This window comes from Nocardiopsis sp. NRRL B-16309 (assembly GCF_001279585.1).
Classification (GTDB): domain Bacteria; phylum Actinomycetota; class Actinomycetes; order Streptosporangiales; family Streptosporangiaceae; genus Nocardiopsis.
Map to the genome: position 1 here is coordinate 48,810 of NZ_LGEC01000114.1, position 13,168 is coordinate 61,977.

Here is a 13,168-nt window from a genome sequence, read left to right on the forward strand (position 1 = left end):
GGGTTGATGTCGTCCGTGCTCTGGGGGTGCTTAGACCCACCCGCCAGAGCTTTTTCGTGTGGTCTGTGAGCTGAGTGCGTCAGCCGGTGGTGAGCGCGCGACGCTCGGGGGTGGGCACGCGGGCGGCGATCGAGACGAGCCGGTGCGCGGACTCCTCCGCTGGAAGCGCTACGCCCTGGAGCGTGGCGAAGAGGTCGGTGTACGCCTTGACGTGGGCGGCCTCGGAGATGAGCGCTCCGGGTCCGCACGGCTGAGGCGTGTAGACGAGGGTGTGGGCGGGCGAAAAGCACAGAGTCCAGAACGCGCCACGCAGGCCGGGGCGGGGGCCGGTGTCAGCCGGGATCACGTGGACGGTGATCCGCTGGGACTGGGACAGCTTGTGCAGGCGCAGGACTTGGGCGCGGGTCACGTCCGGCCCTGCCAGGGATCGGGTGAGTGCGGACTCGTCGATGACCAAGCAGTGGAACGGCGAACCGAACGAGGCGGCGGAGAGCCGTGCGATGTGCGGGCGGTCGGAGTCCAGGTGCGGTGAGGCCATGGGGCTCTCGACGCCGCCGAGAGCGGCGGCGTAGTCGTCGGTGAGGTAGGGATCGGGGATGATGAGCGGGGCATAGGCCCGGACCTGGAACACCTCAGGGAGAAGATCGGTGATGGTCGGCCGTCCACGCAGCAGATCCGCCAAGTGGGCGTCGGCCCAGGCGTCCCACAGTCCGCCTCCGCAGTTCAGTGCCCGGTCCAGGTCCTGAGCCACCCGCCGCCCGGGATCGCACTCGCCCGCCTCGACCTGCTGGAGCATCCCGACATCGGTGAGGCACCGGTCCCCGAGGTAGTCGAGCGAGAGCCCGAGTTCCCGCCGAGACTGCGTTCCCGCCCCTGACACGGCGGCCGTCACCGCGGCGAGGAACTGGACGTGGACGGCCCGGGCCAAGGACAGGGCGACCAGCTGGATGACCGCTCACCGGCTACCCGAGTACGTGGCCGAGGTGCGACCTCGGCGCGAGGCCGAACTGACCCGTACCCGGCACCTGGTCGCCGAACGGCTGCGGTCCGAGTCGGAGCGCCTGGTCACGAGCGCCGCTCTCGCGCGCCGCAAGGAGTCGAACGGCGAGCGGGCGAGGGAGTCCGCCGAAAGCCTGACCCGCAAGGCCGCCGAACTCGACGCACGCCTCCAGCGGCGAGGGGCGCGGCCGAGCGCCCGCTCCGCGGCCAGCACGGCGTCGACTCCGCGCCGCTCGACCGCCGAGCGTGGTCTCCCCGACCAGCCGGTCGAGGTCCGCGCACACGTACGTGATGAGGACCTGGTCCTCGTACAGCAGGAGGTCCTCTCCGTTCCGCCAGCCGCCGATGTTCGAGCAGGTGCGGCCGCGCGGCTCCGGGACTGTGGGAGACCACAGCTCTTCGTTGGAGTCCACCGCGTGCACGTGGATCCTCGGCCCCTCATCGACCTCCTGCCAGAAGTACAGGCCCACCTCGGACGTGCCGCCGAGGAAGTCGATGCGGATGTCCTCGTCCTCCTCATCCAGCGGCGGCGCGATGACCTCGCGAATGACCTCCCCGGTCTCGGTGTCGATCTCGGTGACGTGGTCACTGTGCGATCGGTCCGCGGCAGGCCGTCGGGTGACGGTCGCCCGTGTTCCGCCGTCCGAGACCACCACCCGCGCCCGACCGTTGTAGGGGTGCCGGTAGCTCCACAACACCTCTCCGGAGGAGCCGTCCAGGGCGACGACACCGTCCTCGAGCACCAGGAGCGGACCGAGCGGGCCGGGTTCCACGCTCCGCAGGGACACGCCGTGCGGTGCCTCCCACTCCCAGCCGACCTCGCCGATCTCGCTCGGCACAGGGGCGGGTGTGTCCGGGAAGGCATCGGCAACCGTGTGCTCCGTCGGCTGGTGCAGCGTCGCGGCGCGCAGCCCGAACTCGAACAGCAGCACCAGGACCAGGCCTGCGGCCAGGGGCAGCAGGGAACCGGCCAGGGGTCGGAGTCTCGGCCGCCGCGCCGCGGCCGCCGTCAGCACCGTGCCGAGGGTGATCATCAGCATTGCCGTCCACAGGGAGACCCCGCCTGAGTCAGGGCTGTAGGCCTGCTGGTTCTCCGCCGTCCAGGAGAACGCCGTTGTTGAGAAGGCGGAGCCGCACCAGGTCGACGGCCACGAGCAGGATTCCGCCGCCGACCAGCCCCAGCCCCACCCAGCTCAACGTCTCCGGACGGACCCGACCGGCGACCCGCGACGCATTCTTCACCTGTAGTCCTCGTTCCTCACCGCACTCGTGACCCCACTCCGGCGCCCGAGAGGGGAGGAACGCCGGATGCGCGGTCGACAACATAAACAGTGCCGTCGGTGCCGGGAGCCCGACGGATGGTCACCGAGGACGCGGACATACTGGGACCGGAACCAATCGGGGGGCCGCAACGGACCGTAGGAAGGAGACGTCCTCCCCGAACCCTGTCCTGGCCCGTCCGGGGTTCGCGTCCTTCACACGCCGGAGGCTCCACTGGGCGCAGGTGCACGATCCGCGCGTCTCACCCGCGATGGGGAAGAGTGACCGCGTGAAGGCTCCAGAGGATCCCTTTCTCACCCCGCATCAGTTCAGCACAGGATTCGTCGTCCTCCTGGGTGAGGAGCCCGGTGTGTCCAGCGCGGTCAATCGCGTCCGCGCGGCGGATCGCGGCGGCCGGCGAGGGCTCCGAACAGCACCCTCGCGGGTCCTAGGCGACGCTGACCACGTACTTGCCCCGCACACCGCCCGCTTCCAGAGCCCGGTGTGCCGCCGCCGTCTCCTCCAGGGGGAAGACCCGGTCCACCGCCGGGCTCAGCTTCCCCTCGACCACATGGCGGGCGAGGTCGTCGAAGTGCCCCTGCGTGGGGTCGCCGCTGAAGAAGCGCACCCGGCCGCGACCGTGGACCCCGCTGGCCGCGATGGAGCCGAGCGAGGACACGGGCCGGTCCAGGTCGAACGCGATGGTGACCATGCGCCCGCCGGGGTTCAGGAGGCGCCGGAACGCCCGCAGGTCCGTGCCCGCGGTGTCCAGGACCACGTCGAAGCGACCCAGGTCCGAGGGCCGGGCGCTCCGGCGGTCGACGGCCCGGTGGGCCCCGAGCCCCCGGACGAAGTCGAGGTTGGCGGCGCGGGCGATGGCCGTCACCTCGGCGCCGTAGGCACGTCCGAGTTGTACGGCCGCGTTGCCGACGCCGCCCGCCGCGCCCCTGACGAGGAGCCGTTCGCCCCGGCGCAGCCCGGCCTTGTCCCGCAGCGCGGTGACGGCCGTGGTGGCCACCGGGAGCGCGGCGGCCTCCACCAGGTCCAGCCCTTCGGGGACCCGGCCGATCCGCTCGGCGGGCACGGCCACGTACTCGGCCGCGCTGCCGAACCCGGAGGTACGTCCCAGGACCCCCCACACGCGGTCGCCGACCGTCATCCGCGTGACTCCGGCGCCCAGCGCGGCGACCTCGCCGGTGAAGTCCAACCCGGTGCGCTGGGGGAACCTCCGGCCGGTCAGGAGTCGGAGACGGCCGGAGCGGGCCGCCAGTTCGCCGCCGTTGACGCTGAACGCGCGCACCCGCACCAGCACCTCCCCACGGGCCGGCTCGGGGCGAGGCGCCCGGCCCACGTAGAGCACGTCGGGGCCGCCATAGCGGTCGAAGAGCACTGCCTTCATCATGCGGTCGTCCATCGTCACGCCTTCGCAGCCGTCAGCCGTACAGGGATCCGAGAGCGAACGTAGGCTGCCAAGTGGACGCAATCGTCCGATTCGACCGGAAGCGAGAGACAGTGATGGTGGAATCCTCTCGGATCACGGCCCGGGGCGGGACACGTGCGGACGCCCGGCGCAACCGGGAGCGCGTCCTCGTCGCCGCCCGCGCGGTCTTCGCCGAGCGCGGGATCGACGCCCCGATGGCGACCGTGGCCCGCCGGGCGGGGGTCGGGGTGGCGACGCTGTACCGCCACTTTCCGACTCGGGACGCTCTGGTCCGGGGCGCGTACGCGCAGCAGATGCGGACCTGTACGCGGGCGCTCACCGACGCGCTGGCCGCCCCCGACCCGTGGCAGGGGTTCCGACACCTGGTCGAGACGGTCTGCGCGCTGCAACTGGAGGAACGAGGGTTTCCGGCCGCGTTCGTCGCGGCCTTCCCGGACAGGACCGCGGAGTACACGCGGGCCCGCGACCGCGCCGAACGGGACTTCGCGACCCTGGTGCGCAGGGCCCAGGAGTCGGGCGCGCTACGGACCGACTTCCACCCTTCCGACATCGCCGTGGTCCTGTTGGCCCACTGCGGTCTGGCGACCGCCCTACCGGGCGACGGCGCGGCGTCGCGCCGTCTGGTGGCCTACCTGCTCCAGTCGTTCCGTGCCGACGCGGCCAACGAACCGCTGCCCGCCCCGGCCGCTCTGTCACTGCGCAGTCTGCCGATCACGGCCGACGGCCCCCAGGGGCGGCCCTCCCGATCCTCCCGGCACTGACCCGCAACGGCGCCCGCCACGGGGGCGCTGTGCGCGGTACGCACCGGTCCCCCGGAGCGCGCCACGGTGCTCCGGGGGACTCGTTGCCCCTGGGTCAGGAGAGGTTCTTCTGGTCGGTGTCCCAGTCCGGGTCGGCGCACAGTCCGCAGTCGTCGCCGACGAACTGCTCGCGGGCCTGGGTGTCGCCCTTGAGCCGCCAGTCCAGCCAGGCGGTACCCACCCGGCCGTACTCGCCGCCGTCGGGCTCGGCGAAGGTCCCGAAGTGGCCGACGTCGAGGTGGCCCATGAAGGCGGGCAGGCCGCTGGGCAGGTCGTCCCAGTCGTTCAGCGCGTTCTCGTAGGCGATGTCGCTCGGGCCGCCGGTGAAGTAGGCGATCGGGGCGTGCAGGTGGTCGAGCCGGTTCGGGTCGGCGTCGCTGAACATGCCGCTGTTCCAGATCACCGTGGTGTCGACGCGGGGGTCGTCGGCCACCTCGTAGGTCTCCAGACCACCGCAGGACTGCCCCATCACCGCGATGTTGTCGGTGTCGAGCCTGCCCCGGTAGGGGCTGAACAGGCGGGAGTCCTCCCGTACCGCCCAGTCGACGGCCTCGGTGAGCATCTCGGCGTCGGTCTGGCCGGTGCCGCCGGGACGGCCGTTGGCGATGACCAGGTAACCGTGGGAGGCGAACTCGGTCAGGATGTTCTCGAACCACGTGCCGTCGGCACGGCAGGCGCCGTTGCCCCAGGCCACGATCGGCAGCCGTTCGTTCTCCGGCAGTTCGACCGGACGGTAGATCGTGTGGTCGCGCAGGCGCCACGTGGTCGTGTACTCGGCGTCATAGGGGCCGCTGCCGCCCGTGGCCTCGATGGTGTCCGCGGACACCGTGGCGGGGAGGGCGAAAGCGGCGACGACCAGGCCCAGGAGAATGGCCGAGGCCCGGCGAAGGGAGTGGGACGAGCGCATGTGTCTGCTCCTTGCGGGGGGAAGGGGGACTTTTTCGGAGTCGGCATTGTCGTGCGCCCCCAGAACGAAATATTCGTCCTTGCCGCGCCCCTGTCAACGATGGACGGAGACGACGCGTCGTTTCACCGATGGTTCGTATTCGTGCCTTTTTCCGCCACCGGAAAAAGGCGATCCGCCGACCAGCCGTGTCGTCCTGGAGCGGTGCCGCTCCCCCCGCCCGCGTGGCCCCGCCCCGCTCAGAGCCGTTCGACGACGGTGGCGTTGGACAGCCCGCCGGCCTCGCACATGGCCTGGAGGCCGTAGCGGCCGCCGTGCTCGTGGAGGCCGTGGACGAGGGTGGTCATCAACCGGGCCCCGCTGGCGCCGAGCGGGTGGCCGAGGGCGATCGCGCCTCCGTTGACGTTGACGCGGTCCAGGTCGGCGCCGGTCTCGGCGGCCCAGGCCAGCACGACGGAGGCGAAGGCCTCGTTGATCTCGAACAGGTCGATGTCGTCCATGGACAGTCCGGCCCGGTCCAGGACCCTGCGGGTGGAGGGGATGACCGCGGTGAGCATGTACAGCGGGTCGTCGGCGGCGACGGCGAAGCTGTGCAGCCGGGCGAGCGGGCGCAGTCCGAGTTCGGCGGCGCGCTGCGCGCTCATGATGAGGACGGCGGCGCTGCCGTCGCTGAGCGGGCTGGCGTTGCCCGCGGTGACGTCCCAGGTGATCTGCGGGAAGCGGGCGGCGGTGTCCTCGTCGTGGTAGGCGGGACGCAGTGCGGCGAGGGAGTCTGGTGTGCCGCCTTCGCGGATGCCCTCGTCGGCGGTCAGGCCGCCGATCGGGGCGAGCTGGCCCTCGAAGGCGCCGCGCCGGGTGGCGTCGGCGGCCCGCGCGTGGCTGGTGAGGGCGAACTCGTCCATCCGCCGCCGGGAGAGGCCCCAGCGCGCGGCGATCAGCTCGGCGGCGACTCCCTGGCCCACCAGCCCCTCCGGGTAGCGCTTGGCGAATCCCGAGCCGAGCGGGTCGGCCGAGCCGGTCAGGTTCGTGCCCATCGGCACGCGGCCCATCGACTCCACGCCCGCGGCGACGACGATGTCGTAGGCGCCCGCGATCACCCCCTGGGCGGCGAAGTGGACGGCCTGCTGGCTGCTGCCGCACTGGCGGTCGACGGTGGTGGCGGGGACGGACTCGGGGTATCCGGCGGCGAGCAGGGCGCGGCGGGTCATGTTCGCCGCCTGTTCGCCGTGCTGGGTGACGACGCCGCCGATGACGTCGTCCACCAGCGCCGGGTCCAGGCCGGTGCGTTCGACGAGGGCTTCGAGGCTGTGGGCCAGCAGATCGACGGCGTTGACGTCGTGCAGGGCGCCGCTCGGCTTGCCCTTGCCGATGGGCGTGCGTACGGCGTCGACGATGACTGCTTCGGGCATGTGCTCGTCCTTCTCTGGTCGGGGTCCCACGGCTTCCGGTGAGTGGTCGCCGTGGCGGTGTCGGGGCTCAGGCGGGCAGGACGCGGCGGAGTTGGCGGCCCTGGGCGGCCAGTTCACCGCGCCGGGTGTGCAGCGTGGTCTCGTCCACGCACAGGTCGGCGGACGCCCAGACCGTGCGGTGGCGGACCAGGTGCCACGGGGAGTCGTCACGGCAGGGCGCGAAGTGCACCGTCAGTTCCAGGGTCGGTACGGGGACGGGCCGGTTCCAGATGGCGAAGAGGCCGGGAGGCATCGCGTCGATGAGGACCAGGCGCCTGGCGGGTGTGTCCAGGTGGTCGATGCCGGGGGCCTGCGGCGCGAGCCGGATCCAGGCCTCATAGGCGGGGTCGGTTCCGGCGGCGAGCGGGCGGGAGGGGCCGAGCGGTCGGATGTCCACGTGGTCGCCGAAGGGCACCAGTTCGCCCGGCAGCATGAAGCGGTCCAGGGAGGCGGGGTCGGGGTGCGCCTCCGGGGTCGCCCCGTCTCCGGAACGGACCGTTGAGGGCGAGCCGGGGCCGCGGGAGTAGCGGGCCAGCGCGGTCGCCCTTCCCTCGATGGCTGCGAGGGCGGACGCGGACCGTCCGGCGCGCAGCTCACGGACGCTGATCCCGGCCGGTCCGGGCGGCACGGCTTCGAGGAAGTGGGCGGAGAGCGACCCGGGCGTGCCGCCGAGGAGGTCGGTGACCGCCTGTTGCAGGCCTGCGGCCACCAGGCCGCCGTGTGTGCCGCCGAAACCGGCCCAGCCCTCCGCGAACGCGGTGGGCCACGTTCCTTCACGGAGGGTCTGACTATGTTTTTCCATAGTCAGGAAGCTAGGAGGCTGACTATGGATGTGTCAAGTCAGACGGGCGCGGTTAGGCTTCGGGGCATGGACATCAAGCTCGACCGCTCCCTCGCCGATCTGCGCTCCTGGCATCCGGACGAGTGCGGCCTGGCGATGGCGCTGGACGCCATCGGCCCCCGATCGTCGATGCTGATCCTGCGCGAGGCCCTGCTGTACGGGACCCGCCGGTTCGAGCTCTTCGTCGAGCGTGTCGGCGTCACCGAGGCGGTCGCCTCGGCCCGCCTCAGACAGCTCACCGAGGCCGGGCTGCTGACCCGGGTGCCCTACAAGGAGCCCGGGAGCCGCACGAGGTACGAGTACGTCCCCACCGACAAGGGCCGCGACCTCACACCCGTGATGCTGGCGCTGTTGCAGTGGGGATCAAAGCACCTGCAGCCGGAGGGCGCCCCCCTGGCCGTGGTCGACGACGCCTCCGAACAGCCCGTCCGGGTGGGCTTCGTCGCCCAGGACGGCACCGAGCGCACGCGTGACGACCTGCGCATCCGCCCCACCGAGCACGCCCGCCGGGCCGCGCGCGCGTCGCGGGCGAGGAGGGCCGCGAAGGAAGCGGCCGACGGCACCGGAGGGGCCCCCGACGGCACGAGGGGATGAAGCGGCGGCCGGGGTCCGCGCGCCGGCGGCCGTCACGCTCGGGCGGGCGCGGGTCGCCGACCCCCGCGCGGCCGAATCGCCGCGCCCGCCACCGGGGCGACCCGGCGAACGTTCGCCGCATGGCCCACGGCGCACGATATGGACAACGGAAAAGGCGATTTCAGGACGCTTATCCGATGCCCAGAAGCGTCACTCGACTGCCGATCCGACCGATTCCAGCCCGGATATATCCGGGCAAGGCCGAAATTTCGATCGACCTTCTCTGCGGACTTCTCCGCCTCGGAGCATTCGCGTTTTCCACCACCCGGTAAGGGCACGGACCCCTGTGGAACAGCACCTCCGAATAAAGGAATCACCGTGTCGAAATTGACGCGCGCCGCCGCCCTCGCCCTGGGAAGCGTGGCGCTCGCCACCGTCCTGACGGCTCCGCCGGCACACGCGCAGGAGGCGACCGCGGCCGAGGCCGCCGCGTGCACCTTCTACGCCAACAACCCGTACAAGAGCGGCTCCAAGACCGTGGCCGCCCGCGCGGGCAGTTCCGGGTGCCCCACGAACTGGACCTTCAACGTCTACCTGGAGAGCTCGCGCTGGTGGGGATGGGCTCGTGACTCGCACGTCCGCTGGGTCGGCAGCAGCGCGCGCACCCTCTCGGCCGGGTGCGCCGGAACCCATGAGCACCGGCTGCGCATCGTGGGCGACAACGGCCTGTGGACCTCTAGCAAGTCCAGCAGCGAAGTGACCCTCCACTGCTGACCGCGTAGGGGCGCGCCGCACGGAGGGCGGACCGTCGACGACGGTCGGGGCCGTGCGGCGCGCCCGCGTGCCGGTACGCCCGCCGGTAGGCCCGGTGATCAGGCCGTGCCGGTGCGCGGTTCGGTGTGGTGCTGCCCACGCGTGCACACCGCCGTGCGCACCACCGTGCACACCGCCGTGCCGACCCAGGTCCGGTTCCGCCCGCGGTTCCGTCGCCGGCACCCGCGGCGGTGTACTCCTCCCCCAGGACGCCGAACCGGAGGAACGCCTCCCCCTGCCCCCTCCGTCCAGATCGCTCGGGGCGATCTTCCTCACGTTCTCGGACGCCGCCCGCGCGACCGCGTCGTCGACCGCGGCGGTCGGGATGGCGGGCCCGTCTCCGGGGCATACTCCACTGCGCGGGTGCGGTGGGCGGACCCGGTGCGTACTCGGGCGGGGCCGGATGGTTATGGTGCCCCCTGACCTTGTGCGCGGGGGAATCGGACACCGGCAACGGCGCCGCGGGGTCCTACCCCGGCAGGGGAGCAGACTCAGGAGGCAGCCAGCATGTTCCAGAAGATACTCGTGGCCAACCGCGGAGAGATCGCGATCCGCGCGTTGCGCGCGGGCAACGAGTTGCGGGCCAGGACCGTCGCGGTCTTCCCGCACGAGGACCGCAACTCCCTCCACCGTCTCAAGGCCGACGAGGCCTACCAGATCGGCGAGCAGGGCCACCCGGTGCGCGCCTACCTGTCCGTGGACGAGATCGTGCGCACCGCGCTGGAGGCGGGGGCGGACGCGGTCTACCCCGGTTACGGCTTCCTGTCGGAGAACCCCGAGCTGGCGCGGGCGTGCCGCGAGGCCGGGATCACGTTCGTCGGCCCGCCCGCCGAGGTGCTGGAGCTGACCGGGAACAAGGCCACCGCCGTGGCCGCGGCCCGTGAGGCCGGGGTGCCGGTGCTGGGCTCCTCCGCGCCGACCACCGACGTCGACGCCCTGGTGGCCGCGTCCGAGGAGATCGGCTTCCCCCTGTTCGTCAAGGCCGTCGCGGGCGGTGGCGGCCGGGGCATGCGCCGGGTCGACACCCCCGGGGCGCTGCGCGAGTCCATCGAGGCCGCCATGCGCGAGGCCGGCGCGGCCTTCGACGACCCCACGGTGTTCCTGGAGAAGGCCGTCGTCGAGCCCCGCCACATCGAGGTGCAGATCCTCGCCGACGGCGAGGGCAACGTGATCCACCTCTTCGAGCGGGACTGCTCGGTGCAGCGCCGCCACCAGAAGGTGGTCGAGCTGGCGCCCGCGCCCAACCTGGACCCGGAGCTGCGCGACCGCATGTGCGCCGACGCGGTGCGCTTCGCGCGCCGGATCGGCTACCGCAACGCGGGCACGGTCGAGTTCCTTGTCGACCGGGACGGCAACCACGTCTTCATCGAGATGAACCCGCGCATCCAGGTGGAGCACACGGTGACCGAGGAGGTCACCGATGTCGACCTGGTCCAGTCGCAGCTGCGCATCGCCGCCGGGGAGACCCTGGACGATCTGGGGCTGAGCCAGGACTCCATCACCCTGCGGGGTGCCGCGCTGCAGTGCCGGATCACCACCGAGGACCCGGCCAACGGCTTCCGGCCCGACACCGGCACGATCAGCGCCTACCGCTCCCCCGGCGGTTCGGGCATCCGCCTGGACGGCGGCACGGCCTCGGCCGGAACCGAGGTCAGCGCCTACTTCGACTCGCTGCTGGTCAAGCTCAGCTGCCGGGGGCGGGACTTCGAGACCGCGGTGAGCCGGGCGCGGCGCGCCGTGGCCGAGTTCCGCATCCGCGGTATCGCGACGAACATCCCGTTCCTGCAGGCCGTCCTGGAGGACCCGGACTTCCAGCAGGGGCGGGTGACCACCTCCTTCATCGAGGAGCGCCCGCAGCTGCTGACCGCCCGGCCCTCGGCGGACCGCGGCACGCGCCTGCTGACCTACCTGGCCGACGTGACGGTGAACAAGCCGCACGGGGACCGCCCGCACCTGATCGACCCCGTCGCGAAGCTGCCGGAGACCGGGGACGACGCGCCGCGGGCGGGGTCCAAGCAGAAGCTGGAGGAGCTGGGCCCGGCGGGGTTCGCGCGGTGGCTGCGCTCCTCCGACCGGCTGGGGGTCACCGACACGACCTTCCGTGACGCGCACCAGTCGCTGCTGGCCACGCGGGTGCGGACCAAGGACCTGCTCGCCGTGGCGCCCACGGTGGCGCGCACGCTGCCGGACCTGCTGTCGCTGGAGTGCTGGGGCGGGGCGACCTACGACGTCGCGCTGCGGTTCCTGGCCGAGGACCCCTGGGAGCGGCTGGCCGCGCTGCGCGAGGCGGTGCCCAACATCTGCCTGCAGATGCTGCTGCGCGGGCGCAACACGGTCGGCTACACCCCCTACCCCGAGGAGGTGACCTCGGCGTTCGTGCAGGAGGCGTCCGCCACCGGGGTGGACATCTTCCGGATCTTCGACGCGCTCAACGACGTCGAGCAGATGCGGCCCGCGATCGAGGCCGTCCGGGAGACCGGCACCGGGGTCGCCGAGGTGGCGCTGTGCTACACGTCGGACCTGTCCGACCCGGCCGAGAAGCTCTACACGCTGGACTACTACCTGGGGCTGGCCGAGCGCATCGTGCAGGCGGGCGCCCACGTGCTGGCGGTCAAGGACATGGCCGGTCTGCTGCGCGCTCCGGCGGCCGAGCGGCTGGTCACGGCGCTGCGCCGGGAGTTCGACCTGCCGGTGCACATCCACACCCACGACACCCCGGGCGGGCAGCTGGCCACCTACCTGGCGGCGGTGAACGCGGGCGCCGACGCCGTGGACGGGGCGGTGGCGTCGATGGCGGGCACGACCTCGCAGCCGTCGCTGTCGGCGATCGTGGCGGCCTTCGACCACTCCGAGCGGTCGACCGGGTTGGACCTGGGCGCGGTGAACGCGCTGGAGCCGTACTGGGAGGCGGTGCGCCGGGTGTACGCGCCCTTCGAGGCCGGTCTGGCCTCGCCCACCGGGCGCGTGTACACGCACGAGATCCCGGGCGGACAGCTGTCCAACCTGCGCACCCAGGCGATCGCGCTGGGGCTGGGCGACCGGTTCGAGGACATCGAGGCGATGTACGCGGCGGCCGACCGGATGCTGGGCCGCCTGGTCAAGGTCACGCCCTCGTCCAAGGTGGTGGGCGACCTGGCCCTGCACCTGGTCGGAGCCGGGGTCTCGCCCGAGGACTTCGAGGCGGACCCGGCCCGGTTCGACATCCCCGACTCGGTGATCGGCTTCCTGCGGGGCGAGCTGGGCGTGCCGCCCGGCGCCTGGCCGGAGCCGTTCCGCACCAAGGCCCTGCGCGGTCGCGCGGAGGCCCGTCCGACCGAGGAGCTGACGGAGGAGGACCGGGTCGGTCTGGCCAAGGACCGGCGCGTGACCCTCAACCGGCTGCTCTTCCCCGGTCCGACCAGGGAGTTCGAGTCGCACCGCGCGGCCTACAGCGACACGAGCGTGCTCGCCAGCCCGGACTTCTTCTACGGGCTGCGTGAGGGCGAGGAGCACGTGGTCGACCTGGAGCCGGGGGTGCGGCTGCTGATCGGTCTGGAGGCGGTCAGCGAGGCCGACGACCGGGGCGTGCGCACGGTGATGACCACGCTCAACGACCAGCTGCGCCCGCTGCAGATCCGGGACCGCGCGCTGTCCTCGGCGGTGCGCGAGGCCGAGAAGGCCGACCGGGCCAACCCGGGGCACGTGGCGGTGCCCTTCGCCGGGGTGGTGACGCTGACGGTCGCCGAGGGCGACGAGGTGGCGGCCGGGGACACGGTGGCCACGATCGAGGCGATGAAGATGGAGGCCTCGATCACCGCGCCCAAGGCCGGAACGGTCAAGAGGATCGCGGTCGAGGACGTCCAGCGCGTGGAGGGCGGGGACCTGCTGCTCAGCCTGTCCTGACGGTTCCGGAGGCCTCCTGGTCCCGGTCCGGCCGCGCACCGACCCGCCCGGTCGGTGCGCGGCCGGTTCGTGTCCGCGGCGCCGCGGTCCCGCCCGGCACGTTCCTCACCGCCCTGGACCACCGGGCCCGGGCTCTCCCCTTCGGGGCGCGGCCGGCCCGGGGCCCGGCGTCGCCAGGCCGCTGGACCACCGGCCCCCGGCCGGCGC

Annotated in this window: 11 protein-coding genes; 4 read left to right on the forward strand and 7 right to left on the reverse strand. The window is 72.5% G+C overall.

All coding sequences use genetic code 11. The features are described from left to right. Positions 1-79: 79 nt before the first annotated feature. From ADL05_RS24760 to ADL05_RS24770, 4 genes are all read right to left on the reverse strand, one after another. Positions 80-928: a helix-turn-helix transcriptional regulator gene (locus ADL05_RS24760; RefSeq protein ID WP_231640897.1), complete on the reverse strand. Its 849-nt coding sequence runs from the start codon at positions 926-928 to the stop codon at positions 80-82. A gap of 34 nt (positions 929-962) precedes the next feature. Beyond that, positions 963-2,039 carry a hypothetical protein gene (locus tag ADL05_RS24765; RefSeq protein WP_053619416.1) on the reverse strand — a complete coding sequence of 359 codons (1,077 nt, stop codon included), beginning with the start codon at positions 2,037-2,039 and terminating at the stop codon, positions 963-965. Between the two features lie 28 nt (positions 2,040-2,067). Further along, positions 2,068-2,241: a hypothetical protein gene (locus ADL05_RS31985; RefSeq protein WP_231640898.1), complete on the reverse strand. Its 174-nt coding sequence runs from the start codon at positions 2,239-2,241 to the stop codon at positions 2,068-2,070. A gap of 466 nt (positions 2,242-2,707) precedes the next feature. Then, a complete protein-coding gene (locus ADL05_RS24770; RefSeq protein WP_053619417.1) occupies positions 2,708-3,673 on the reverse strand; it encodes an NAD(P)-dependent alcohol dehydrogenase in 966 nt (321 codons plus the stop codon). Between the two features lie 101 nt (positions 3,674-3,774). On the opposite strand from ADL05_RS24770, the gene ADL05_RS24775 reads away from it, so the two are divergent. Continuing rightward, the gene (locus ADL05_RS24775) at positions 3,775-4,461 is read left to right on the forward strand and encodes a TetR/AcrR family transcriptional regulator (RefSeq protein WP_053619418.1); all 687 of its coding nucleotides are present in this window, start codon (positions 3,775-3,777) and stop codon (positions 4,459-4,461) included. A 94-nt stretch (positions 4,462-4,555) separates the two neighbouring features. Here the strand turns inward: ADL05_RS24775 and ADL05_RS24780 are convergent, their stop codons facing one another. The 3 genes from ADL05_RS24780 to ADL05_RS24790 form a co-directional block, all read right to left on the reverse strand. Further along, positions 4,556-5,407, reverse strand: a complete 852-nt coding sequence (locus ADL05_RS24780) for a hypothetical protein (protein WP_053619419.1) — start codon at positions 5,405-5,407, stop codon at positions 4,556-4,558. A gap of 236 nt (positions 5,408-5,643) precedes the next feature. Next, positions 5,644-6,813: an acetyl-CoA C-acyltransferase gene (locus ADL05_RS24785; RefSeq protein ID WP_053619420.1), complete on the reverse strand. Its 1,170-nt coding sequence runs from the start codon at positions 6,811-6,813 to the stop codon at positions 5,644-5,646. 67 nt (positions 6,814-6,880) lie between these two features. Next, positions 6,881-7,654, reverse strand: coding sequence for an acyl-CoA thioesterase II (locus ADL05_RS24790; RefSeq protein ID WP_082376881.1), 774 nt, complete (start codon positions 7,652-7,654; stop codon positions 6,881-6,883). Positions 7,655-7,720: 66 nt separating this feature from the next. Between ADL05_RS24790 and ADL05_RS24795 the strand changes: the two genes are divergently transcribed. From ADL05_RS24795 to ADL05_RS24805, 3 genes are all read left to right on the forward strand, one after another. Further along, positions 7,721-8,287: a helix-turn-helix domain-containing protein gene (locus ADL05_RS24795; protein ID WP_053619422.1), complete on the forward strand. Its 567-nt coding sequence runs from the start codon at positions 7,721-7,723 to the stop codon at positions 8,285-8,287. Between the two features lie 357 nt (positions 8,288-8,644). After that, a complete protein-coding gene (locus tag ADL05_RS24800) occupies positions 8,645-9,040 on the forward strand; it encodes a hypothetical protein (protein WP_156366022.1) in 396 nt (131 codons plus the stop codon). Positions 9,041-9,586: 546 nt separating this feature from the next. Then, positions 9,587-12,961 (forward strand): pyruvate carboxylase, encoded by a 3,375-nt coding sequence (locus tag ADL05_RS24805; RefSeq protein ID WP_053619424.1) that lies wholly within the window; start codon positions 9,587-9,589, stop codon positions 12,959-12,961. Positions 12,962-13,168: the final 207 nt, after the last annotated feature.

Excerpts from the sequence above, each read along its gene's own strand:
- ADL05_RS24765 (WP_053619416.1), bottom strand. The coding sequence starts at position 2,039 with ATGCTGATGATCACCCTCGGCACGGTGCTGACGGCGGCCGCGGCGCGG.
- ADL05_RS24770 (WP_053619417.1), bottom strand. The coding sequence starts at position 3,673 with ATGGACGACCGCATGATGAAGGCAGTGCTCTTCGACCGCTATGGCGGC.
- ADL05_RS24775 (WP_053619418.1), top strand. The coding sequence starts at position 3,775 with ATGGTGGAATCCTCTCGGATCACGGCCCGGGGCGGGACACGTGCGGAC.
- ADL05_RS24780 (WP_053619419.1), bottom strand. The coding sequence starts at position 5,407 with ATGCGCTCGTCCCACTCCCTTCGCCGGGCCTCGGCCATTCTCCTGGGC.
- ADL05_RS24785 (WP_053619420.1), bottom strand. The coding sequence starts at position 6,813 with ATGCCCGAAGCAGTCATCGTCGACGCCGTACGCACGCCCATCGGCAAG.
- ADL05_RS24790 (WP_082376881.1), bottom strand. The coding sequence starts at position 7,654 with ATGGAAAAACATAGTCAGACCCTCCGTGAAGGAACGTGGCCCACCGCG.
- ADL05_RS24795 (WP_053619422.1), top strand. The coding sequence starts at position 7,721 with ATGGACATCAAGCTCGACCGCTCCCTCGCCGATCTGCGCTCCTGGCAT.
- ADL05_RS24805 (WP_053619424.1), top strand. The coding sequence starts at position 9,587 with ATGTTCCAGAAGATACTCGTGGCCAACCGCGGAGAGATCGCGATCCGC.